This is a genomic window from Actinokineospora globicatena, assembly GCF_024171945.1.
In the GTDB taxonomy this organism is placed as follows: Bacteria; Actinomycetota; Actinomycetes; order Mycobacteriales; family Pseudonocardiaceae; genus Actinokineospora; species Actinokineospora globicatena.
This window is the reverse complement of sequence record NZ_JAMTCR010000002.1, coordinates 2,893,320-2,916,602: the sequence shown is the minus strand read 5'-3', so window position 1 is coordinate 2,916,602 and position 23,283 is coordinate 2,893,320. Positions and strand designations below refer to the sequence as shown.

General features: G+C 71.2%; 16 protein-coding genes. 4 read left to right on the top strand and 12 right to left on the bottom strand.

The annotated features are described in order from the left end of the window. Window positions 1-331: 331 nt before the first annotated feature. Window positions 332-1,876 (top strand): FAD/NAD(P)-binding protein, encoded by a 1,545-nt coding sequence (locus LV79_RS12945; protein WP_253835403.1) that lies wholly within the window; start codon window positions 332-334, stop codon window positions 1,874-1,876. 31 nt (window positions 1,877-1,907) lie between these two features. Continuing rightward, window positions 1,908-2,717 carry a class II aldolase/adducin family protein gene (locus LV79_RS12940; protein ID WP_253835401.1) on the top strand — a complete coding sequence of 270 codons (810 nt, stop codon included), beginning with the start codon at window positions 1,908-1,910 and terminating at the stop codon, window positions 2,715-2,717. 84 nt (window positions 2,718-2,801) lie between these two features. On the opposite strand, the gene LV79_RS12935 is transcribed toward LV79_RS12940, so the two are convergent. The 3 genes from LV79_RS12935 to LV79_RS12925 form a co-directional block, all read right to left on the bottom strand. Next, complete coding sequence (locus LV79_RS12935; protein ID WP_253835399.1) at window positions 2,802-4,715, bottom strand: RNA polymerase sigma factor; 1,914 nt, start codon at window positions 4,713-4,715, stop codon at window positions 2,802-2,804. A 4-nt stretch (window positions 4,716-4,719) separates the two neighbouring features. Next, on the bottom strand, window positions 4,720-5,037 hold the full coding sequence (locus LV79_RS12930; RefSeq protein ID WP_253835397.1) for a YciI family protein: 318 nt from the start codon (window positions 5,035-5,037) through the stop codon (window positions 4,720-4,722). 140 nt (window positions 5,038-5,177) lie between these two features. Then, the gene (locus LV79_RS12925; protein ID WP_253835394.1) at window positions 5,178-7,397 is read right to left on the bottom strand and encodes a hypothetical protein; all 2,220 of its coding nucleotides are present in this window, start codon (window positions 7,395-7,397) and stop codon (window positions 5,178-5,180) included. Window positions 7,398-7,733: 336 nt separating this feature from the next. Between LV79_RS12925 and LV79_RS12920 the strand changes: the two genes are divergently transcribed. After that, window positions 7,734-8,564, top strand: a complete 831-nt coding sequence (locus LV79_RS12920; protein WP_253835392.1) for a hypothetical protein — start codon at window positions 7,734-7,736, stop codon at window positions 8,562-8,564. Between the two features lie 301 nt (window positions 8,565-8,865). Then, window positions 8,866-12,651, top strand: a complete 3,786-nt coding sequence (locus LV79_RS12915; protein ID WP_253835390.1) for a response regulator — start codon at window positions 8,866-8,868, stop codon at window positions 12,649-12,651. A 408-nt stretch (window positions 12,652-13,059) separates the two neighbouring features. Here LV79_RS12915 and LV79_RS12910 read toward each other — a convergent pair whose 3' ends face one another. The 9 genes from LV79_RS12910 to LV79_RS12870 form a co-directional block, all read right to left on the bottom strand. Then, window positions 13,060-16,770 carry a multicopper oxidase domain-containing protein gene (locus tag LV79_RS12910; RefSeq protein ID WP_253835388.1) on the bottom strand — a complete coding sequence of 1,237 codons (3,711 nt, stop codon included), beginning with the start codon at window positions 16,768-16,770 and terminating at the stop codon, window positions 13,060-13,062. Next, entirely contained in the window at window positions 16,767-17,789 is a 1,023-nt protein-coding gene (locus LV79_RS12905; RefSeq protein WP_253835387.1) for a methyltransferase domain-containing protein, read from the bottom strand. Before LV79_RS12905 ends, LV79_RS12910 begins: the two co-directional genes overlap by 4 nt. Further along, window positions 17,786-18,046 (bottom strand): Rieske (2Fe-2S) protein, encoded by a 261-nt coding sequence (locus LV79_RS12900; RefSeq protein WP_253835385.1) that lies wholly within the window; start codon window positions 18,044-18,046, stop codon window positions 17,786-17,788. The genes LV79_RS12905 and LV79_RS12900 overlap by 4 nt, the downstream gene beginning before the upstream one ends. A 17-nt stretch (window positions 18,047-18,063) precedes the next feature. Beyond that, complete coding sequence (locus LV79_RS12895) at window positions 18,064-18,927, bottom strand: iron-containing redox enzyme family protein (RefSeq protein ID WP_253835383.1); 864 nt, start codon at window positions 18,925-18,927, stop codon at window positions 18,064-18,066. Further along, window positions 18,927-19,727 (bottom strand): dihydrodipicolinate synthase family protein, encoded by an 801-nt coding sequence (locus LV79_RS12890; protein ID WP_253835381.1) that lies wholly within the window; start codon window positions 19,725-19,727, stop codon window positions 18,927-18,929. Before LV79_RS12890 ends, LV79_RS12895 begins: the two co-directional genes overlap by 1 nt. After that, window positions 19,724-20,242: a DUF6190 family protein gene (locus tag LV79_RS12885; protein ID WP_253835380.1), complete on the bottom strand. Its 519-nt coding sequence runs from the start codon at window positions 20,240-20,242 to the stop codon at window positions 19,724-19,726. Before LV79_RS12885 ends, LV79_RS12890 begins: the two co-directional genes overlap by 4 nt. Further along, on the bottom strand, window positions 20,242-21,429 hold the full coding sequence (locus LV79_RS12880; protein WP_253835379.1) for an aminotransferase class I/II-fold pyridoxal phosphate-dependent enzyme: 1,188 nt from the start codon (window positions 21,427-21,429) through the stop codon (window positions 20,242-20,244). The genes LV79_RS12885 and LV79_RS12880 overlap by 1 nt, the downstream gene beginning before the upstream one ends. Window positions 21,430-22,239: 810 nt before the next feature. After that, the gene (locus LV79_RS12875; RefSeq protein WP_253835378.1) at window positions 22,240-22,830 is read right to left on the bottom strand and encodes a YceI family protein; all 591 of its coding nucleotides are present in this window, start codon (window positions 22,828-22,830) and stop codon (window positions 22,240-22,242) included. 34 nt (window positions 22,831-22,864) lie between these two features. After that, the gene (locus LV79_RS12870; RefSeq protein WP_253835377.1) at window positions 22,865-23,194 is read right to left on the bottom strand and encodes a rhodanese-like domain-containing protein; all 330 of its coding nucleotides are present in this window, start codon (window positions 23,192-23,194) and stop codon (window positions 22,865-22,867) included. Between the last annotated feature and the right edge of the window lie 89 nt (window positions 23,195-23,283).

The following is a 23,283-nucleotide window of genomic DNA, read 5'->3' as shown; positions in this document are numbered from 1 at the left end:
CGATCTTTCGTGTGGACCATGGCCGGGCAAACTCCGCCCACTAGCGTACCGGAGCCGACTAACCAGGTGACTGGTTTTTGAGAATCACCCAAAACCGTACAGCCAGATGCATCACAATACGATCACTGTAGGTATACAGGGGGTAACTTATCGTTCACAGGGGTACCGCTGCGCTTATTTGCAACTGACCGCGCGCGAGATCGCTAACCCGGCCGCAACCCCGGCGGTAATGTGAGGCCGAACAGTGCGACAAGGATGCTCTTTTTGCGCGCACTGATTACGCCGGGCTGGCGTTTGACACCACCGGGGGTTCGGATAACAAAGGGGGGACATGTCGTCCTTATCCAGAATTGGCGTGGTCGGCGGCGGTGCGTCAGCGGTGAGCCTGCTCGACGCGCTGGCGGCCGAGACCGACCTGGCGCCGGGCACGATCACCGTGTTCGAGCCGTCGAAGCACCTGTGGCGGGGCAGGCCTTACCAGCCCGACCTCGATGTCGTGCGGGTCAACGCGACCCCGCAGGACATGTCGGTGCGGGCGGGTGATGATCACCACATGTTCGAGTGGCTCGCGGGCCGCAACCTGTTCGAGGGTTCACGTTCTGGCTACGCCGATCCGCTCTCGGGGGCCCAGTTCGTCCCCCGCGCGGTCTACGGCGATTACCTCGAACAGTCGGCACGCGCTGCGCTTTTGGCACTAGTGCGCCGGGGCTGGCGGGTGGAATTGGTGCGGCACCGGGTGGAGCGCGCGCAGGTCAACCCGGACGGGCTCACCATGTGGACGGACAAGGGTGTGCCGCACGAAGTGGACTACGCTGTCTTCAGCGTGGGAGCGGGTCGTCCCGCTGACCTGTACGCGCTTTCCGGACATGCTGGATTCATCGGGGAACCGTATCCGGTTCGCGACTCGTTGAGCGGTATCGCGCCCGAGGCGGACATCGCGCTGATCGGCGCGGGGCTGACCGCGGTGGACGTGGTGCTGGCCCTGGCCGCGCGCGGCCACCAGGGCCGGATCCGGTTGTTCTCCCGGCGCAACGTGCTGCCTGGTGTGCGGCAGCGGCCGGTGCACCACGTGCTGCGCCACTTCACCCCCGCCCGGTTCCGCGCGCTCGCCGCGCGCGGTGAGCGGCTGACCCTGGCCGACCTGGTCGGGGTGATGGCCGCGGAACTGGCCGAGGTGGGCGAGGACATCTCGACGGTGCGCCGCGAGATCGACGCGGTGCGCACCGAGGACGCGGTCGACCGGCTGCGCAGGCAACTGGCCGAGGTGGACTCGCCGAGCATCGCGATGCGGGTGCTGCAGCAGGCGGTCCCCGAGGCGGGGCCCGACATCTGGCCGCTGCTCACCGAGCAGGACAAGAACCTCGTGCTCGCCGAGCACGACCGGGCGCTGATGAGCCTGTGCTGCCCGATGCCGCCGGGCAACGCGGCCGCGCTGCTCCGGCTGATCGACTCCGGCCAGGTGGAACTGGTCAGCGGGCTGGTGGGAATCGAGCCGACCGGACACGGCTTCCGACTCGCCACCGCCCGCGGCGAGCACACCACCGAGCACCGGGCCGACGTCGTGGTCAACGCGGTCAACGCCCGGCTGCGCAAGCTCTCGGAGAAGGCCACCCCGCTGTTCAGCTCGCTGGTGGCCAACGGGGCGGCCGAGCCGCACCCGCGCGGCGGCGTGCACGTCGAGCGGGCGACCAGCCGGTTGACCGTCGACGGGGTCGCCAACCCGCGGCTCTACGGCATCGGCGACCCGACGCTGGGCAGCCTGTTCTTCACCTTCGGCGTGCAGTCGCTCGTCGACCGCGCGGTGGACATCGTCGCCGCGATCCGCGAGCACAGCAGTGCGGGCGCCGACCGCGCCGACGAACTGCTGCTCGCCTGAGACACCCCCGAGCGAAAGAGGAGTACCCGTCATGTCCACTGTGGAGCAAGCCAAGCCCGGCTACCTGGCCGACACGCACACCGGGCTGCCGATGCCCTCGGCCGCCGCGTTCGACGACCCAGCCGCTGAACGCAGACACCGCAAGCAGCGGTTAACCGCCGCACTGCGGCTGTTCGGCAAGTACGGCTTCGGCGAGGGCATCTCCGGGCACATCTCGGTGCGCGACCCCGAGCACCCCAACCTGTTCTGGGTCAACCCGTTCGGCGTGTCGTTCAAGCTGGTCAAGGTCAGCGACCTGATCCTGGTCGACAGCGACGGCACGGTGGTCGAGGGCAAGCACCCGGTCAACCCGAGCGCGTTCGTCATCCACTCGGCGATCCACGACCTCGGCCCGCACGCCGAGGCGGCCGCGCACGCGCACACCGCGCACTCCAGGGCGCTCGGCGCGCTGGGGCGGCTGCTGGAGCCCTACGACCAGGAGTCGGCGGCGTTCTACCAGGACCAGGTCCTCTACGACGACTACCGGGGCCCCTCGGTCGCGGTCGAGCAGGGCCGCGACATCGCCGAGAAGCTGGGCGACAAGCGGGCCATCCTGCTGCGCCACCACGGTCTGATCACCGTCGGCGGGTCGCTGGAGGAGGCGGTGCACTGGTTCTTCACCTTCGACAGCTGCGCCGAGGTGCAGCTGCTGGCGCTGGCGGCGGGCGACCCGAAGCCGATGGCGCACGAGCAGGCGGTCGCGGCCAAGGACGGCTTCGGCGACCGGCAGCTGGGCTGGTTCAGCTTCCAGCTGCTCTACGACGAGATCGTCGCCGAGCAGCCGGACTTCCTCGACGAGTAGCCACCCACCGGCACCGCCCGCCTGCGGTGCCCCACCGGTAGGGGTGCGGTCAACCCAACTCCCCGCGCCCCTACTGGTGGTGGGTCACCCGCGCAGCAGGCGCAACGTGAAACCGGCTCCGGTCGGGTCGATCGCCTTGGTGGCGCGCTTGAACAGGTATTCGGCGCGCTCGTAGGACAACCGGCCCCGACCGGTGACCGGGCACAGGTCACCCTCGCGCGGCGGTCGCCCCGGTCCTGGTCTGCGGTCGGCCAGGAAGACCGGGCCCGCGGTTCGACCGTCGAGCACCACCGGCAGCAGCCGCGCGGTGTCTTCCCGCCAGCGCACCCGGGATCGCCCGATGGCGCGGCGGCCCGCGAGGTCGAGCTGTTCGACGTCGAGGTCGAGCACCGCCCGGACCTGGGCGCCGGACTCGCGGAGCATCGTCCACAGCAGACGCTCACGCACCGGGACGTCGACCAGCTCCCACACCCGGTCGACATCGACCGACGGCGCGGACCTCTTCACTTCCTTGCGTCTGTCCACAGTGGCCGCCAGGTCCGGCAGCCCGGCCCACGAGCAGAAGGACCGCATCGCCGCGCGGTGCCGGTTCCAGGTCTTCGCCGACGCCTGCACCCACGTCGCGGTGAACATGGCGAGGACGTCGTGCTCGGTCAACGCCGTGATCGGGGTCCGGTCACCAACAGCCTTGCGCAGTCTGCCCAGGGTCTGGCCGTAGGACCGGCTGGTCGCGCGGTCGATGTCCTGCCTGGCGAGGAACTCCGTCGCCGCGTCGACCAGCGGGCGCCCGACGGGGGTGACAGCCTCGTCCGCCCGACGCCGCAGGAAGGCGCGTTCGGCGGCGTTGTCGGTGAGCGCGGCGGCACGTTCGAACTCACGCCCCGCTTCCCGTGCACGGCCCAGGCGCATCAACAGGTCGCCGCGGGTGCTGGGGAGCAAGTGGTAGTCCCGCAGGTCATCGGCGAGCGCGTCGACCAGCGCCAGGCCCGCTTCGGGGCCGTGCGCCATGCCGACGGCGACAGCGCGGTTGAGCCGCACGACCGGCGTCGGCACCAAGTGCGCCAACGCGTCGTAGAGGGACACGATCTGCGCCCAGTCGGTGTCTTCAGCCGAACGCGCGCCCGCGTGGCAGGCAGCGATGGCCGCTTGCAACACGTACGGGCCCGGTGGTCCGCTGCCGCGCGCCCGCAGCAGTGCGGTGAACCCGCGGCGGATGTGCAGCGGGTCCCAACGCCCCCGGTCCTGCTCGTGCAACCGGACCGGCTCGCCGTCCGGCCCGGTGCGCGCCGCCGACCGGGACGCCTGCAGCTCCATCAACGCGACCAGGCCGTGCACCTCGGCGTCGTCCGGGACGAGCTCGGCCAGCACCCGGCCCAGCCGCAACGCCTCGTGGCACAGGCCGGGGCGCAGCAGGTCGTCACCGGAGGTCGCCGAGTAGCCCTCGTTGAACACCAGGTAGATGACCTCGCGGACCGAGCCGAGCTGCCCGGCCGCGCGCGGTGGGCGTTCGGCCAGGGCCCGCTTCGCGCTGGTGACCCGGTCGGCGATCGTCCTGGTGTCGACCAGGAACGCCCTGGCGATCTCCTCGGTTGTCAGGCCGCACACCAGTTTCAGGGTGAGCGCGACCCGCTGCGCGGTGGGCAAGACCGGGTGGCAGGCCAGGAAGACCAGCCGCAGCACGTCGTCCGCGCTGTCGGCGCCCGCGTCAGGCTCGTGCGGCTGGTCCTCGTCCGCCGCCGACAGCGCCGTGGTCCGCTTGGCCCGCCGGAGGTGGTCGACCGCGCGGCGCTTGGCCACGGTGGTCAACCACGCGCCCGGATTGTCCGGGACACCGTCGCGCGGCCACTGCCGCAGTGCCGCGACGAGGGTGTCCTGGGCGAGTTCCTCGGCGAGGCCGACATCGCCGACCATCCTGGTCAGCGCGCCGACCACCCGCGCCGCCTCCAGCTTCCAGACGGCGTCGAGCGTGCGGCCGACATCGGCCCCGACCGTGCCCACCGGGCTAGAACACCTGCTGGATGACGCCCTCGCCGTCGCCGACGATGCGCCGGAACCGCTTGGCCAGCTCGATGACCTCCTCCTCGGAGCGCACCTCGACCAGGGCGAACCCGGCCACCGCCTCCTTGGCCTCGGCGAAGGGCCCGTCGGTCACGGTGATCTCGCCACCGACCGAGGCGACCTTGAGGTGCGCGGGCGCCAGTCCCCCGGTCGCCAGCAGCACCCCGGACGCGGTGAGCTCCGCGACGAACTTGCCCATCTCCTCGTAGAGGCGCTCGTCGGGGGCCTCGCCGCCTGCCTTCGTCGTCATCAGGTAGCGCATCGTTGTCTCCAGTCCTCGGGTGGCTCTCTGCCTACACCCCTCCGTCGCACACGTCTATGTGACAGGGAACGCAGCCGTGAACTGGGCAAACGCCGAGAGGGCGACCCGTGGGCCGCCCTCTCGCGTCTCGTGCGTGCCGGTCAGCCCCTGCGGCGCCTGCGCTGCCACACCAGCAGCCCGGTGCCCGCGACCAGCAGCAGGGCCGCCACGCCGATGAGCCCCAGCGGTGCCGCCCCCGTCTCGGCCAGCGGCGGCGACGGGCTCCCCTGCGGCGCGGGCTGGGTCGGCGCGGGCGGGTTCACCGTCGGCGGCTGGGTCGGCTGCGGGGTGGGTGGCTGGGTGGTCGTCGGCCCGGGGGTGGGCGGGTCCACGTGGCGGGCGTTGTCGGCGCCGAGCCAGGACGCCGTGGTGTCCTCGTAGTCGACGACGTCGGCGCGGGCGTCGGTCACCGTGTCCGGCAACGTCGGGTACTGCGCGGTGAAGGCCTCCGCGGGCATCGGCGTGCGCGGCGACTCGGCGAGGTCGACGCCACCGGTGGCGAAGGAGAAGGTGAGCACCTCACCGTCCTGTTCGTACTCCCGGGTGAAGGTGTAGTCGCCTTCGCGGAAGGACTTCAGGTAGTCCTCGTAGACCTTCTGCTTGCTCCACTGGGTGCGCGCGGGCCACTTGGCCACGTCACCGCTGTCGATGATCGCGTCGTAGGCGTTCGGCTTGACCTCGTTGCGCTGCCGCAACCAGGCTGCCGCGACCCGGGCGTGGTAGACGCTGCGCAGGTCCTGGAAGTCCGGTGCCGTGTTGACCGCCTTCTCCACCTCCGGGATCAGGACCTCCTTGATGCGCCCGAAGTTGTACTCCTGGACCTCCTTCGGCTGGGTGCACTCCCGCCCCGGCGGCACGGTGATCGCCAGCGGCTCGGCCTGCACCTTCAGCGGCGCGTCGAGGATGTAGAACTGCCCGCCGTCCTCGCGCACCGACGCCGGTGCCGCCTCGGCCCACACGCGGTAGGTGACCCAGCACGGGGCGCCGTTGACGTGGTGCAGCGAGTCCCAGAACTGGTTGCCCACCGGGTTGTCCGGCACCATCACCTTCGCCAGCACGCGCTTCATCCGCAGGTCAGCCTCGAGCAGGACCCGGCCCGCGTCGGTGCCGGCGAGCTTGTCGTCGAGGATCTTGTCGGGCTGGTCGGGGTTGAGGTTGACCCAGAACGAGGACTCCGGCAGCGCCAGCCAGGTGAACAGCGAGTCCGAGGTCAGCTGCGCGACCTCGAAGCCGCCGAAGGACGGCTCCTCGTCCTCGTTGGCGTTCTCGTCGGCCTCGAAGGCGAACTCGACCGCGCCGCCCTCGGGTTGCTCGGCCAGGTAGCGCAACTCCATGGTGGAGAAGTCGATGCCGCCGGGGCGCCTGGGCAGCCCGTCGACCTTGCCGTCGGGCCGGCCGGACCGGCGGGCGAAGTCGTCGTCGACGTCCTGCACCGAGCGCGCCTGCTCGCGGTTGCGGCCCGCGCTGTCGAACAGGTCGGTCGCCGCGCCCTTGCCCGGGTTGTTGGGGGTCGGGTTCAGCAGACCGGCGGACGGACTCGGCGTCGGCGTGCCGGGCTTGAGCACCCGCCCGGTCGCCCTGCGGGTCTCGGCGGGCTCCAGACCGGCGTCGATCAACGCCTGCCGCGCCGCCGGGCTCGGGTTGCGGCCGAACACGTACTGGATCCGGTAGCCGTGGCGGCGCGCGAACTCCTGGTCGCGCCGGACCTGCTCGCGGTCGACGCCGCTGCCCGCCTTGAACTCGTAGATCAGCTTCTCGCGGTGGTTGATCGCGTCGTAGAACCGGCCGCTGACCGGGCGGCCCTGGGCGTCGCGGATGCGGTCCTGGCACATCCAGTCGGCGCCGCCGAGCCCGATCTCGCGGGTGGCGTGGCCCTCGAACGCGGTGCCCTTGTTGTCGTTGCCCATGTTCGGCACGTAGCGGTTGAGCCACTTCTGGTACGGCAGCGCGTCGCTGGGCTTCTTGCCGACCTGCCCGCCGTCGGTCCAGTCCTTGAGCTCCTTGGCCTTGCGCTTCTGGTAGGCGTTCCAGGTCGTGTAGACGTGCTCCTTGCTGCCCGGCTTGTACGGCGAGCTGTCCTCGCCGTAGTCGGCGAGGTCCTCCGGGCTGGGCAGGCCGAGCCCGCGCGCCGCCTCACCGGGGTTGTCGTAGTCGTACCGGCTCGCGTTCTTCGGCGCGGGCACGTTGTTGCCGAACCCGGGCAGCTGACCGCGCCCCGGCGTCGGCTTGGTGACGTTGAACATGTCGGCGCACCGCTGCGCCGCCTGGGCGACCGCGGCCTGCGGCGACCACGTCACGACCGTGGCCAGCACCGCGAGCACGACCGCGACCGCTCGGAACCTCCTGCTCCCCTTGACTTCCCTCGATCCCCCGGCTCGCTGGGACAGCGAACCCCCCGTTGTCACGCGCACTGCAGATCCCCTCCAGCGGAGGGCGCCGTCGAAGCTGGCACCCCCTGCCACCTCGATGAATCCCAGCACCGTACACCCGGCATCGAGACCTGTCAGGGAATTCCGAACAGCCGGACCGGCAGTTGTGCGGACCTGGGTCCGATTCACTGGACACGTTGCGGTAAGGGGAAAACCGGTATGTGGGTTTGCCGGAGCGGAAGTCGGCGCGCGGGTCCCGGCGGGCCGCGAATTGGTAGGGTCGGGTGTGTGACCGACCCCGGGGAAGAGTGGCGCGCCGACGTCGATCCGTTCGTCGACCGCCTGCGCGATTTCTACGTCTCGGGCCGCTTTCCGCTCGATTACTCAGCGGAGTCGTTGCGGCACCTGGAATCGGCGTTCGTCGACCGCTTCGTGCCCGGCGCGGACCCGTCGTTCACCGAATCCGTCGTCGCCTACCTCGGCGAGACCCTGCGCAGGCTCAGCGGCGGCGAGTGGGAGTGGGACACGCAGGCGGACGTGCCGGTCGTGGTGCCGGGAACGCACGTCGGCCCGGGCGTGATCGTGCCGACCCTGCTGATGGGCCAAGCGGTCCAGACCCGCGCGGGCACCATCTTCACCGAGGTCGCCGACCGCCTACCCGCCCTGCCCTCCCAGCCCGCCGCCCCCGAACGCCCGGGCTCGGTGCACCCGTTGCTGGCCGACTGGCTCGCCGACCGCGCCGCCAAGTGGTCCGACTGGGCCGCCGACACCGGCCACACCTGGGACTTCTCCGTCGACTCGCTCGACGCCCTGGAGGCCTTGGTGCTCCGCCGGACCCCGACCCTGGCCGACTTCACCGCCCCCACCAACACCGACTTCGTCCAGGGCGCCGCCTGGTACCTGGGCGAGGTGGGCCGCCGCCACCGCGCCACCACCTGGCAGTACCACGAAGACCCCCTCGGCTACGAACTCTCCGGCGACGCCTGGGCCAACACCCCCTACATCTCCCAACCCGGCCCGGACGCCCACAGCCTCATCCCCCTCTCCACCCTCCGCGTGGCCGTCAAGACCGCCACCCCCGGCACCACCCGCACCCGCTTCGCCTGGCTCACCGCGTAAACCCCGCCCGCCCCCAGCGGACTCTCCTCGGCCCACCGCAGGCCTGGCTCCTGGTCCCTAACCGGTGCCACTGTGGCTTCGGCGCCGGCCGCAGACACTCAGCGAGGGCGCTGGCCGTGGGTCCCCTTTGGGGTGGTGTCCTGGCGATGACCACCGCCGGGGTGGGGGATGTGGTCCCCTGGAGGCGGATCGACCCGGGTGTCGCCGGGCCGTCACCCAGGCATGGCACCACGGGGTGAATGTCTCACCCGGTCGGGTAACCCCGCCCGCCGGGGCGGCGGGGGTGGCGCACGCTCGGCTGGTGACAGCATCACCGGTCAAGCGGGTGCGTGGGCTGCAGTGGACCTGGGTCCTGCTGCACGGGCTCGCGGTCGTGGTCGCGGCGTTGGTGCCGACCACCGGGGCGCGGGTCGCGCTGGTGGTGGCGTTGGTCGCGGTGGACCTGGTCGCGGTGGTGGGGCGGGGGCGGGACTGGCGCGGGCCGTGGGGGTTGTTGGTGCTCGCCCAGGTCGCGGCGACCTGGGCGTGGGTGGTCGGTGACGTGTGGCTCGCGCCCGCCGCCGTGCCCGCGTTGGGCGCGGTCCTGGTGCTCGGCAGTGCCTACCGCGCGCGCCACGGTGTGCTCACCTACCTCGACGCCTGTGTGGTCGTCGTCGCGGTCGGGGTGCTGGTGTGGACGATCCCCGGTACCGGTACGACGTTGCCGTTGTGGCTGTGGGTGCCGGTGTTCGCCGGGATGGCGGCCCGGTTCGCGCACTCCGGGTGGCGGGCGGCGCCGTGGTTGTTGGCCTGGGCCGCGGCGTGGTTGCTCAGCGCGGTGCTGGTGCGCGCCAACCTCGGCGGTGAGTTCGCGTGCGTGTTGGTGTCCTCGGCGCTGCTGGTCGCCGCGCGATTCGCGGTGCGGGTGCCCTCGGCCAGGACCCGCCCGGAGTGGGCCACCCAGGTCACCCTGACCCTCTGCGTCGTCCTGCTGCCGGTCGTGCTGCTGCTGCGCGCCTCCCACGCGACGACCCGCGACGTCGTGGTGATCGCGGCCGGGTCGCTGGTGGTGACCATTCTGCTGCTGGTGCGGCTGCCGATCTCGCACCGCGGCGTGCGCACCGACCCGGCGTTGCGCGCGGAGCTGCGCAGGCGGCTGGTGCGCCAGTGCGCCCTGTTCGTGCTGCTCGCGCTGCTCCCGGTGGTGCTGCTGGCGTACCTGTCGATCAGCGTCGCGAACGGGATGGTCAACGGGGAGGTCGACCGCAGGCTCACGCACAGCGCCGACGTGGTCGCCGCCGAGCTGGAGGACCGGCTCACCGGGGTCGGGTCGCTGGTCAACGCCTACGCGCAGCGCCCGACCCTGCGCACCGCCAACTTCGCCGCCGCCGCACCGGATCCGGCGATCTTCGACGCGGTGCTCTCGCTGCAGGGCCAGCAGCCGCCGTTCCTGGCCGCGTGGGCGCTGGACGCGACCGGCCGGTTGATCACCATCGCGCCGCCGACAGTGGTGGTGCAGGGCACCCGGTTCGCCGACCGGGACTACTTCCAGGGCGCGATCCGCCGCGGCGGCCCGTACGTCTCCAGCGCGTTCGAGTCGGCCGTGCTCGGCAACCCGGACGTCATCGCCATCGCCGCGCCGATCACCGACCCGGCCGGGAAGGTGCTGGGCGTCATCGCGGTCAGCTACCCGGTCGGCCCGCTGACGAACCTGGTCGACCGGGTGGCCGCGGCGCAGGACGTGTCCGTGGTGGTCGCCGACACCCGGGGCACGGCGGTGGGCGAGGACCCCGGCCCGGGGCTGGTGTCGGCGCTGAGCACGGCGGGCGTCGAGGCGGCGTTGAGCGGGCGGACCGGGTCGGCGACCACGGCGGAGGGCGACACCGAGTTCCAGGCCGCCTACCGGCCGATCCCGGCGCTGGGGTGGGCGGTGGTGGCGCGGGTGGACGCGGCCCAGGCGTACGCGGGCACGGCGCTGCTGACCGGCCGGATCGTCGCGATCACCACGCTCATCGTGCAGGTGCTGCTCGGCGCGCTGGTGCTGGCCGCGCGGGGTGAGCGGCGCAGGCGGCTGGCCGAGGTCCGGTTGGCCGCGCGCGGGGAGCAGGTGCGGGAGATCCTGCAGGCCGCGGGCGACGCGTTCGTCGCTATGCGCCCCGACGGTCGGGTGTCGTCGTGGAACGCCAGGGCCGAGGTGATCTTCGGGTGGACCGCGGCCGAGGCGCTGGGGGTGCCGCTGGTGGAGCTGGTGGTGCCGCCCGGGCAGCGCGACGCGCACACCACGGGCGTCGCGCGGGTGGTGGCGGGCGGGGAGCCGCACCTGCTCGGCACGACCAGCGAGGTCGTCGCCCAGCACAAGGACGGCTGGACGTTCCCCGCCGAGCTGACCGTGTGGCGCTCGGGCGACGGCGCGGAGCTGGTGTTCAGCGCGTTCGTCCGCGACATCACCGAGCGCAAGCAGCACGAGAGCGACCTGGCCGACGCCCGCGACCAGGCGCTGACCGCCTCGCGGATGAAGTCGGCGTTCGTGGCGAACATGAGCCACGAGATCCGCACCCCGATGAACGGCGTGCTCGGCCTGGCCACGCTGCTGCTCGACACCGACCTCGACCAGCGCCAGCGCGACTACGTGGCCACCCTGCGCCGCTCGGCGGACGCGCTGCTGGAGGTGATCAGCGACATCCTGGACTTCTCCAAGATGGAGGCGGGCAAGCTGGAGATCGACCCGATCGACTTCGACCCGAGGTCGGTGGTCGAGGACGTGGTCAGCCTGCTGGCGCCGACCGCGCGCACCCCCGGGGTGGAGATCGCCGCGGTGGTGCACCCGGCCATCCCGCCCGCGCTGCACGGCGACGCGCACCGGATCCGCCAGGTGCTGATCAACCTGGTGTCCAACGCGATCAAGTTCACCCCGGGCGGCGAGGTCGTGGTGTGGGTGTCGATCCCGCCCGCTGACCCGTCGGACGGGCGGCACCGGGTGACGTTCACGGTGACCGACACCGGCATCGGCATCCCCGAGGACCGCCAGGAGCACCTGTTCGACGCGTTCACCCAGGTCGACGTGTCCACCACCCGCCGCTACGGCGGCACCGGGCTGGGGTTGGCCATCTGCAGGCAGCTGGTGGAGCTGATGGGCGGCACCATCGGCATGCGCAGCAAGCCGGAGGAGGGCAGCGCCTTCCACTTCACGTTGCCGCTGGCGCCCGCCACCGCCCCGCTGCCCGCGACCCGCACCAGCGGCTCGGTGACCGGTGCCGCGGTGCTGGTGGTGGACGACAACGCCACCAACCTGCAAGTCGTGTCGCAGCTGCTGCGCACCTGGGGCGCCGAGGTCGCGACCGCGTCCACCGGCGCCGAGGCGATCGCGATCCTGCGCGCGGCCGCGGAGGCGGGCCAGCCCTTCGACGCGGCCCTGCTGGACATGCGCATGCCCGACCTGGACGGCATCCAGCTGGTCGCCCGCATCCAGGCCGACCCCAGCACCGGCGCGCCGCGGCTGGGCATCCTCAGCTCCACCAACGAGGCCGAGGAGTCCCGCCGCGTCCGCCGCATGGGTGTCCCGGTCTACCTGTCCAAGCCCATCCGCGCCGCCGCCCTGCGCGACGCCCTCGGCAGGCTCCTCGCCGACGACGGCCCGGTCGTCCCACCGCAGCAAGCCCCCGTCATCCCCGCCGCCGAGGCGCCCGCCGACCGCCGCCCCACCGCGGGCCGGGTCCTGGTGGCCGAGGACAACGACATCAACCAGCAGGTCGTCGTCCAGATGCTCAGCACCCTCGGCTACAGCGCCGACATCGCCGAGAACGGCGAACAAGCCCTCACCATGCTCCGCACCGGCGACTACGACGTCGTCCTGATGGACTGCCAGATGCCCGTCCTCGACGGCTACCAGGCCACCACCCAGATCCGCCAACTCCCCGCCCCCCGCAACCAGGTCCCCGTCATAGCCCTCACCGCCTCCGCCCTGGCCTCCGACGAGAAACGCTGCCGCGACGTAGGCATGGACGACTTCCTCACCAAACCCCTGCGCCGAGAACAACTCGAAGCCGTCCTCCGCCGCAACGCCACCCCCTCAGCCCCCCACCCCCGCAAGGAAGCCGACCAGCTCTAGTCCCCACTCTGTCCACAGAAGACTCCTCTAGGCATGCGACGAGTACCCGACCAAGATTCCATCACCGGAGCCATGTCCATCGACCACCACCGACCGTCTGGCGGGATCACAACGTCGGACTTCCAGGCTCCCAACCAACAGCACCTTGGCCCGCGCGGAACGCCCCCAGACTGGCGCCGCGCCCACCCGCTCCGCACCCACCCGAACCGCGATCGGTTCACTGTCCACCAGCACCCCGTCGCAATCGAAGATGACCAGGTCAGCCCGCATACCCCCCCGATATGCAGCTTACCGAGCGGCATCGGCAGGGCGGGCAAGCGAAATCGGCCCTGTGGACAACGTCAGCCCTTGTGGACAAACGGCAAGCGGCCGGCCTCCCCACCGCACAGGGAGGCCAGCCGCAGGGGGTCAGCCGGTGACCCGGATCAGACCCCACCACCCCTCACTGACGCCCCAGTGGAGGTTCGGGGTGCGGTACACGTAATCACCCGGGTAGCGCGGCGTGAACCGGATCGTCCGCGCCGAGCCGGTCGCCAAGGCGCCGAGGGTCGACACGTAAGGGCCTCGGCCGCGTTCGGACAGGTCCCACACCTGGCCGTGGACCGAGAACCCCTGGTTGCGGATGCGCGAGCCCGCGACCACCAGGTGCAGCACCACCTCATCGCCCACCGCGGCCCGCACCATCGGCGTCGGCGGGGTTCCGGCCAACGATGGGCTGACCGGGTGCAGGTGCGCGGACCGGTAGTTGTACGCCTTCTGGCCGAGGTCGTCCTTGGCCTCCGACACCAGGTCGCGGACCGGTTGGGTGAGGTCGCCGTCGTGGAAGAGGCGGAGGCCGTCCTGGGCGATGATCACGTGCGAGACCGCGGCGGGCCTGCCGGGGCGGCGGATCACGGCGGAGGCGCCGGTCCAGGACTCGCGGCGGCCGCGCGGGTCGTACGCGGTGGCGTCGGCGGCCTCGACCACCAGGGCGCCGATGAGGCCGCGCCGCAGGTGGGTGATCGGGTCGGCGTGGTCGCGCAGCGGGATGACGCCCGGCTCGTCCGCGTGCCACCAGTACGTGTGCGAGCTGCCCGGCTTCACCGTGCTGTCCGGGTTGACGCCCACCCGGGTGCCGTCGTGCTCGGCGGTGTCGTAGCGCAGCCCCACCGGGTGCAGCGACACGCGCTCGGACAACACGCGCCGCGCCGGGTTGTCGCGGGCCAGCAGGACCGGGTCGAACTCACTGGCGGGTGGCGGGCCGTCGAGCTCGTTGACCAGCGTCACCGCGACCCATTCGCCCGCCCTGGCCCGCAGCACCAACGGACCGTCGAACGGCTCACCATCCACTTCGTACACCAGGCCGAACGGGTCGAACCGCTCCTCGCTGTACTGCAGTGTTCGCGCCCGCGCCCGAACCGTGTACCGGCGAACCGACCCGCGCGCGGGCAGTCCGCCAACCGGCTGGTTCGACAACGGCGGTAGATCGTCCTGCACTGTCTCATGGAGACGAACAAGACCCCAGCAGCCCAGCCACAAGTCGTCGGCCGCCGCGAACGACCACAGGTGATCACCAGGCGCCGCAGGTGGTTCCAGGTGCAGGTCGGCCGCATTGGAAACACCGAGCGTCAGCTGTGAGCGCCACGGCGTGTCCGCCCGGTCGGGCCAGTCGCGCCACCGCAGGCCGTGCGCGATGAAGCTGTGCTGCTTGTCGAACGACCCGTCGACGATCCGCAGCCGGATGGACTCGCCCGGGTACCCGCGCAGCAGCGGGGTCGTCGGGTCGCCGTGCACCTCGCTGGAGAACCAGTCGGCCGGGTCGCCGCCGCGCAGGTCGAGCGGTTCGCTGCGGTAGTTGACGGTCATGACGCCCTGCTCGTCCATCCCGCCCGGCGCCAGCGGCGGGTTGATCGCTCCGCCGTGGCCGTGCTCCGAGTGCTCGAACGAGGGCACGTAGTCCGCGACCGCCAACACCGCCTCGCGGAACGCCGACCCGTCCGGCAAGCGCACCACAGCCTGGCTACCCGATGGCAGTTCCCGGCTGTGGTCAGCAGGATCGACCCAGGTGGCACCCTCGGGTTCGGCGACCAACACGCCATAAAGACCGTGCCGCTGACGGTAGTTCGGCAACAGGTGGTCGTGGAACAACACCGTGCCGAAATCATCGTCGACGTACCACCGGAACACCCACGACCGGTAGCCGTCGGCGTGCTCGTCGTGCAGGTCGGACGTCGTCGTGGCGGACAGGTAGTTCCAGCCGATGCACGCGCCGTCGGAGACCAGCGGGTCGTACTTGACCAGGTGCGAGTGCAGCCCGCATTCCGGCTGGTACGGCAGTTCTGGGTCGAACGCGTTCGCCTCCTGCTTGCCCACCGGCAGGTGGTTGGTGAGCGTCATCTCCAGGACCTCGCCCTTGCGCGCCCGGATGACCAGCGGCTCGACCCTGCGCTCCCCCGCGTTGACCTGGCGCCGGAACTCCTCGATCCCACCGGCGGCCTCGACGTCGTCGTGCAGCGCGAAGAAGTGTCCATTGTGGTCGTGCCACAGCGGCTCGTGGTGGTCGTGGACGTCACCGGTCTGCACCAACGTCGCCGTGGTGACCACCAAGTGGTACCGGCGCACCGGCGCGCCCGCAGGCCCGATCTTGGTGAACGCCTCGCCCGGTTGGGCGTCCGGCACGAACGCGGCCGTCTCCAACGGCGTGGGCGCGCGCCCCATCCCAGCGGGCATCCCCGGCGTGCGCGGCGGTCGGGGCGACTTCTGCGGGAAGGTCGCCGCCTCCCCCATGAACGCGGGCCACCCCGGGCGCTGCGCGGTCGGCGCGGGAGGTTGCTTGCCCGGCAGGGGAACCAGCGGCTCGATGACCGTGCCGTCCGGGTAGTGGCCGGATCCGTCCTGCAGCGTGTCGAAAGCCCGCAGCAGACCCCACATCCCCATGTGGAAGTGCGGGTACAGGTGGCAGTGCCACACCGCGTCGCCCACGGCGTGCTGCGTCGATCCCGCGCCACCGACCAGGTCGAGCGTCAAGCCCTGCTGCGGGCCGAAGCTGACCGAGTCGATCAGCGGTGACCCGGCGTCGGTCGGGTCGACCCGCCACTGGTGCAGGTGGGTGTGGAAGACGTGCGTGTCCCGCATGCCGCCGTGCATCAACCGCAGCACCACGTCGTCGCCCCGGTAGCCGAAGAACACCGGCGTGGCCGGGTCGCCGAACACCCAGGAGCTGTGGTGCAACTCCTCGCCGGTCTGCGCGTCGCGCACCGGGTCGATCCGGTGTTGCTCGAGCAGCTGGTTGTAGACGTACTGCCGCCACCCCAGCGGTTCGATGCGCAGGTTCACCGGCAGCATCGCGTTGCTGACCGGTTCCAGGTCGCCGATGTCGTCCGGGCGCTCGGCCGTGGGCTCCGCGAAGGCGGCCATACCAGCCAAGGCGGGCGCGCCATGCCCCGCACCGTGATCGTGGCCGCCACCGTGGTCGTGACCGGCGGGCGGCATGACCGGGTTGTCGTTGCTCGGGTACTCCATCATGACGATGACGTGCTCGCGGAAGCTGCGCCCCGGGGTGTGCACATCGGCGGAGATACCACTGCGCAGCGGCGCGCCGGTGCGTGGATCGGTCCAGGTCGCGTCGCGCGGCTCGACCACCAGCACGCCGTTGAGGCCGTGGCTCTGCGTGCCCTCACCGCGCACATCGGCCATGTCGCCGAAGTGGAACACGCCCTCGTGCTCGCACAGCCACTCGAACACCCGGGACGCACCGGGTTTGACCGAGGTGTCCGGGTTGGCACCCGCGGCCAACCCGTCGTGGCGACGGGCGTCGTAGCGCACGCCCTGGGCCGTGATGCCGACCGGCCGGGGCAGTTCGTTGGTCAGCCGCACCCGCACCAGCTCACCCTCACGGGCGCGCAGCACCAGCGGCACGGCCAGCGGGTGTGGCTTGGGCACCAGGTCCGGGTCGGTGAGGTAGCTGGGGAACGGGTCCGGCCAGTCCGCCGCGACCGCGCGCAGCGTCGGGGCGTCCTCGGCCAGCACGTACAGCGCGCCCCTGCGGTCGTGGTCGCCGAAGGCGTTGTAGGCGATGGGGACTTGGAGCGCGACGACGTCGTACTCGCGGACCCGGGGGCGTCGGTCCACAGTGGTCATGCCGCACCCCCGACGACAGCCGCGGTCCCGTGGTCGAACTCGGCGACCACCTCGCCGCGCCGCACGACCCGGCCGCTCCACCGGTAGTCGTTGCCCAGCGACCCGCGCGGGATCCAAGCGAAGTCCAGCACCAACCGATCCCCTTGCCGAACGGCCACCGGCTGACGGACCGGCAGGTAAGCGTGCTTCCAACTGTCCGAAGTAGATCCCGAGGCGATGTCGTCGCCCGAGAGGTCCAGCGCCACCGACGGCGACAGCGTCGAGACGAAGTAGCCCTTGAACCCGGTGAACACCCCGTCCCGGCGAACCGTGTACGGAGTGGACACCGTGGCGGCGGCGATCGCGTCCTCGCCGAAGGTGTGCGACGTGATCGCCCGGGGAGACGCCAGGTGCGTCGCGATCGGGACGATCGTGTCGTAGTAGAGCGAGAACGGATCCCGCGCGCCCAGCCCGCCGTCACTTCCCGCAATCGCTTGCGCCCCATGGACCTCACCGGTGGCGACCCGCTGGTGCGCGGTGGTCGCGGAGACAGGCACGAGGTAGCACTGCGCCGAGATCGGCAGCATGGTCCCGCCCTCGGCGAGGAACCGGTGCCGCGCGTCGGCCAGGATCGCCACGCACCCCTCGTTGTCGACCAGGTTGCCCAGCGTCTCGGAGACGATCACGTCGACCCGCTCGGGCAACGCCACGTCGAACGACATCCCGGCGACCGGCACGAACCGGTCGGCGAACCCGGCGTCGCCCAACCGCTGCGCCGCGGTGGCCAGCACCGACTCGGCGAAGTCCAGCCCGTAGACCCGCGCCGCGCCCGCCTCCAGCGCCCAGTTGGCCAGAATTCCAGTCCCAGTCCCAAGATCGAGCACCACCGCGCCCGGTCGCACCACCTCGGCGATCGCCTCGGCGTAGGCGCTCATCCGCAGCCGGTCGCCGAGCAGCAGGTCGTGGAACCCGCTGTCCCAGTCCGCGACCAGTTCCGAGGCGGGCAACCAGACCTCCTCGGCGGCGTACGTGTGACTCATCCCTGTCCCCCTCCACGGGCCCCGTCCCCGGGGGCCACCTCGGTCACCGGCAGGTCGCCGCTGACCGGTCCCGCGACCCGGCACCCGGTGGCCAGGTCGAACACCGACTTGTGCAGCGGGCAGGTCAACCGCAACGTGCGCGGGTTGACCTGCGCGTGCACCAGTCGGCCCTTGCGGTGCGGGCACTCCGCGGCGATCCGGAACTCGCGCTCCCCCACCGTGATCGCCACCTCGTGCTCGGACACCTGGCGGCTCACGGGCTCCCCGGCCACGATCACCGCCCACCCGCGGTCTTGGCGACCGCCTTCTCGACGGCGGCGTCCATCGCCGCGCCGAGCAACGACGACAGCAGGATCGCGCCCGCCAACAACTTGGTCGGGTCGATCCCGCGCGCCGCCTCGCACTCCTTGATGGCGGTCTGCATCTCCTTCATGTGGAAGTCGTCGATGTGGATGTGCTCGGTGTAGTACCGGCCGTGCGCGATGCCCAGCCGCTCGCACGCGCGGGCCTGGAACGCGAACGCGTCCGGAATCGCCGCCTCCAGATAGGCCAGCGCGCCGAGGAAGTACTCCACGTCGACCGCCCGAGAAGCCATCCAGTAGAAGGAGTTGAGGAACGCGTACGTCTCGTCGTTGGTGTCGCGCAACACCTCGCGCAGCTCGCTGGGCAGGTCCAACTCGGCGAGCAGGTCCCGGTAGAGCTGCGAGTGCGCCTGAGCGAGGTTGCCGCAGCCGAACTCGTCGATCATCACTCGCATGACCGCCATCTGCGCCCGGATCGGCAACCTGGCCACCGCGGGGAAGAAGTTCTGCGCCTCGGTGAGCCCGTCCGGCGCGAACTCCTCCACGACGATGGCGAACTGCTCCCTTGTGGACTCATCAGCCAGGTACCGGCTGCTCGGCGCCCCGTCGCGTTCCTCGGCCAGCACCCGCTCCAGCGCGGCGAGCCACTCCGCCCTGCTGGTCAGCACCGGGAGGTCGGCCTCGATGTCGGCGACCAGCGGCACGATCCACTCCGCCTCGGCCGCCTCGATGCGCGCGTAACGGGCCGCGTCCGGCACACTCCTGTTGTCCAGGAACAGGTCCCGCTGCAACCGGTCGCCGGTGCGCAACCGGGACAGGTCGATCTCCGTGGTCATCACACTCGCTCACCCACCCGGGTCACGGTCGCCGGGGTCGAGATGGTCCCCCAGCGGCACAGGTGTTCTTTCACGTGGCGGTACCAATCCGGCGCGGCCAGCCGGTAGCGCTCGCACGCCGCGTCCAGGTCGGCCGGACCGACGTGCCCGCTGGCGTACCGCGCGCACAGTTCGGGCTCCAGGTTGGCCAAGGCGAGGACATAGCCGTCCACGCCAGGGGTATCGCCGACCAGGTCCTCGTAGCCCTGCCACACCGCGACCGGCGGTGCTGCCGCGAGCAGCCTGCGCGTGGCGGCCGGGTCGCCCCCGGAGTCCTTGACCGCGACGACTCCCTCCAGCTCGCACACCCGCAGCAGAGTGGCCGGGTCGAGCAGGTTCCCGGTCACGGTCGACTCGTGGTAGACGACGACCGGCACGCCCACGGTCGCGGTGACGGCGACGTAGTGCTGGTACATCTCCCGCTGGGTCACACCCGGCCCGGTCGGGGTCGGCACAACGACCCCACCCGCCCCCAGCGCGACCGCCTTGGCCGCCCTGGCAACGACTTCGGCCGTGGTCCGCCGTTGGATCCCCGCGAGGACCGGGAGTCCCGCGCTGTGGGTGAGGGTGTGGCCGACGACCGCCGCCCAGCGGTCGTCGTCGAGCGCCCACCCCTCCCCGGTGCTCAACCCGGGGACCAGCGCGACCACGTGCTCGGCCACCGTCGCCACCAGCCTGGCCACGTCCGATTCGGACACCGACCCGTCGGCGGCCAGCGGCGTGACCAGCGGGACGATCACCCCGGAACGGATGTCGATCACCGCCACCCCCCACCGGAGGGGTCGACCCGCAGCACCAGCGATTCCTGGTAGAGCTGTTCGAGCTTGTCCGGGAACTCGGGCTCGGTGTCGACCGGGCTCGGCACCAGCACGGGCAACCCGGAGCTCACCGGGAACCGGCTGTCCACTGTGTACAGGATGGCACCCCGCGCCACCACCTGGCCCAGCGTGAGCCGCTCGGTGATCGGCAGGTCCGGGAGGACCAGGGACTCCAGGGCGGCGGTGATGTCGGCCAGGTCGTAGCTCACCCGGGCCACCGCCATGTCGGTGTGCAGGTTGTCCATGAACGGGTAGTACGCGTCCTGGACCTCGCGCGGGTGCGACCACACGATGTCGTCGCACCGGCCCACCTGCTCCAGGCTGATCGACACCCCGGTGGCCAGCCGGTCGATGAAGAACCCCTTGCAGGCCAGCCGAACCCGCTCGTCCGCGCTGTGCATGCCCATGAACAGCGCCGCGTCGACGAACTCGGGCGCGGCACCCGCCCCGGGCGCCATCAGCGGACCTGCGCGTCGACCGCGGCCCGCAGCCGGGTCATCGCCTTGGCGAACATCCGCGGGTCCCTGGCCAGCGCGACCCGCACGAAGTCCTCACCCCGGCTCGGTTCGCTCCAGTGGAAGTACCGGCCGGGCAGCACGTACAGGTCGTCGTCGGCCAGGACGCCCTGCAGCCTGCTCGCCGTGGACAGCGGTGGCAGCACGCGGAACCACGCGACGCTGACCTTGGCCACCGGTTCCTGGTAGCGCAGCGGCGACCCGGCCAGCGCGCGGATCGCGGCCTCCCGGTTGGCGTCGAGCACCGACCGCACCGAGGCCATCCGGTCGGCGGCGGAGTCCTCGATGTACTCGGTGAGCATGGTCAGCACGAACGGCGAGACGTTGAGCAGCACGCTGGTGTGGATGTTGTAGACGTCGAGCCAGATGTCGCGGCTGCTGGTCAGCAGCGCGCACTTGGCGTCCTGCACCGGCCAGGTCTTGCCGGTGTCCTCCAGCGCGAGGTAGCCGACCCCGGAGTCCTCCAGCAGCTCGTAGACGTCGAACCGCTCCAGGGTGTCGTCGAACAGGGTGAACGAGGCGAAGCAGAAGTCGATCAGCAGCAGCTTGTCGTGGTCGCGGCAGAACCGCAGCACCTCCTCGAAGCCGCGCCGACCGTGCCGCAGCAGCGTGGCGCCGGTCGGGTTGTTCGGGTCCACCAGGAACAGCGCGTCGGTGCGCACGTGCTCGGCGAGGTTGGCGTAGATGGACCCGACGTCCTCGAACAGCGACTCGGCGACCGGGTACAGCGGCACGCCCACGTTGCTCAGGACGTCGTGCAGGTTGTCGAAGCACGGTTCGATCAGCGAGACCGACATCCGGTGCCGCTTGAGGTACATGGCCGCCACGAGCGTGGAGATCGACGCCGCGTAGGACAGCAGCGTGCGCTCCAGCCGCGGCGCGGTGTGCTGGCCGTGGAGCCGGAAGAACGCGTCGATGAACCGGCGCTCGCAGTCGGCCTGCAGGCTCTCCTCCGCCTGGTACCACAGCTGCGGCAACCGCGACACGATCGCGCGCTGACTCGGCGACTGCCGCTGGTGGGTGTGCGCGTCGGCCAGGTTGAACTGGGTCTTGAGTGCCTGGATCTCGTGCTGGGTCAGATCGACCAACCCGGTCGAGAACACCTCGGTGGTGGTCGGCACGGTGTTCACAAGTTTCCTCCCCCTGTGGCCGGTGGCCGCACTCGGGGGCGCGTCGGCACCTCGGCCGGGCGCGCGGAAATGACCTCGCCGCGGCCCGGCGCGCGAAATCAGGACGGCCGTGGTAGAACCGACCGCCCCGGTCCGCGCACGCAGGCGGCGCATTCCCTCCCGCACCCCGCCGAACGGCGCCCAAACCCCCTCGTGCCCCACCTCACCACGTCTGTGCGTTCGCGCTGAGCGCGCGGACTAACGCGATGGTGTGCCTAGCTGTGCGTATCCCCGTCCGGTCCGCACGGCCGGTTCGGTGCGGTCTCAGCTGGTCAGGGCGTTGTCGTCCTCACCCGCCGCACCGCGACCGCACCGGGTTCCGTTCGTGCGACAACGAACCGGAGACCCCCATTTAATCGAGTCGAACCCGATGTCGCAGACGATGCCACACGCCACCTCGACGGGCAACCGGCTGTCTGGAATTCACTCGATAAGGAGCGAGAACCTCCGGGTTGTACTGCCCGGTTCGGACGCGTCAGACAAGGCAGGAGGCTTCATAAATCACGCTTCGAACGCCCCCTGTCGCTTTCCGCGATGGCAACTCCGCGCGTCCGACAAACGGCGAACAACACCGTTCGATGGACAGTTCGTGGTCAGCGGGCTGATTCCGTCAACCGATCTGATCGCATCCGGTCGCACCCCCTCACACTCCCGGGTCCGGATACGACAAACGCCCCCCGCGGGCCCCTCAGCCGCGGGGAGCGCACGTCGGCGGACACCGGGGGCGCCGCACCCCGATCGGTGCGGCGCCCCCGGGTGGCCGGGTGTGGCTCAGCCGTTGTCGTGGATGAGCTCCACCTCGAGTTCGAGCTCGATCTCCTTGGAGACCAGGATGCCGCCCGCCTCGAGCACCATGTTCCAGCTCAGGCCCCAGTCCTCCCGGTTGATCCGGCCCTTGGCCGAGAACACCGCGCGGTCGTTGCCCCACGGGTCGCGCACGACGCCGAGGTGCTCGACCTTGAGCGTCACCGGGCGGGCGACCCCCTTGATGGCGAGCTCACCCTCCAGGACACCACCGGCCCCGATCCACGACACGGAGGTGGAGCGGAAGGTGGCGGTGGGGTGCGCGGTGACGTCGAAGAAGTCGTCGGAGCGCAGGTGGTCGTCGCGGGTCTGGTCGCCGCTGTTCACCGAGGCCATGTCGATGGTGACCTCGACGGAGCTGTCCTCGGGCCGCTCGGCGACGGTCACCACGCCCTCGACGCCGGTGAACCGGCCGCGGACCTTGGTGAGCATGAAGTGCCTGCCGACGAAACCCACCTCGGCGTGGCCGGGGTCGACCTTCCAGGTGCCCGCGGCGGGCAGTTCCACGCCGCCGAGCACCCTGGTGGCCGCGGTGCCGGTCGATTCGGTGTTGGTCATGGCTCTCCGATCTGGTTCTGGGTGCTCGACGGGGCTACTGGGCGGACTCGGTGGGCAGGCCGTTGCCCACCCAGTCCCGCTTGCCCGCCGTGTAGGTGAACACGTTCGTGTAGCCCAGCTCGACGAGCCGGTCCGAGGCGATGCCGGAGTTGGAGCAGGAGGTGTCGGTGCAGTACACGATGACCTCGGCGTCCTTGTCCGGGATGAGCGCGGCGGCGCGGTCGTCCACCTCGTCGAGCGGCAGGTTCAGCGCGCCGGGCAGGTGCGCCTCGTCGTAGTAGGACTGCGGCAGTGCCTCGAGCACGACCGCGGAACCGGCATCGATGCGCTGCTTGACCTCGTCGGTGCTGATGACGCGAGCCATGACGACCCCCTTCTGGTGCGTTCGGCGCCGCCGGGTGCGGCGAGCCGGGTCGGTCGGACGCGGATAAATGTGCGTCTGCACGCACCGTA

Excerpts from the sequence above, each read along its gene's own strand:
- LV79_RS12910 (WP_253835388.1), bottom strand. The coding sequence starts at position 16,770 with ATGACCACTGTGGACCGACGCCCCCGGGTCCGCGAGTACGACGTCGTC.
- LV79_RS12895 (WP_253835383.1), bottom strand. The coding sequence starts at position 18,927 with ATGACCACGGAGATCGACCTGTCCCGGTTGCGCACCGGCGACCGGTTG.
- LV79_RS12940 (WP_253835401.1), top strand. The coding sequence starts at position 1,908 with ATGTCCACTGTGGAGCAAGCCAAGCCCGGCTACCTGGCCGACACGCAC.
- LV79_RS12875 (WP_253835378.1), bottom strand. The coding sequence starts at position 22,830 with ATGACCAACACCGAATCGACCGGCACCGCGGCCACCAGGGTGCTCGGC.
- LV79_RS12885 (WP_253835380.1), bottom strand. The coding sequence starts at position 20,242 with ATGGCGCCCGGGGCGGGTGCCGCGCCCGAGTTCGTCGACGCGGCGCTG.
- LV79_RS12930 (WP_253835397.1), bottom strand. The coding sequence starts at position 5,037 with ATGCGCTACCTGATGACGACGAAGGCAGGCGGCGAGGCCCCCGACGAG.
- LV79_RS12945 (WP_253835403.1), top strand. The coding sequence starts at position 332 with ATGTCGTCCTTATCCAGAATTGGCGTGGTCGGCGGCGGTGCGTCAGCG.
- LV79_RS12870 (WP_253835377.1), bottom strand. The coding sequence starts at position 23,194 with ATGGCTCGCGTCATCAGCACCGACGAGGTCAAGCAGCGCATCGATGCC.
- LV79_RS12905 (WP_253835387.1), bottom strand. The coding sequence starts at position 17,789 with ATGAGTCACACGTACGCCGCCGAGGAGGTCTGGTTGCCCGCCTCGGAA.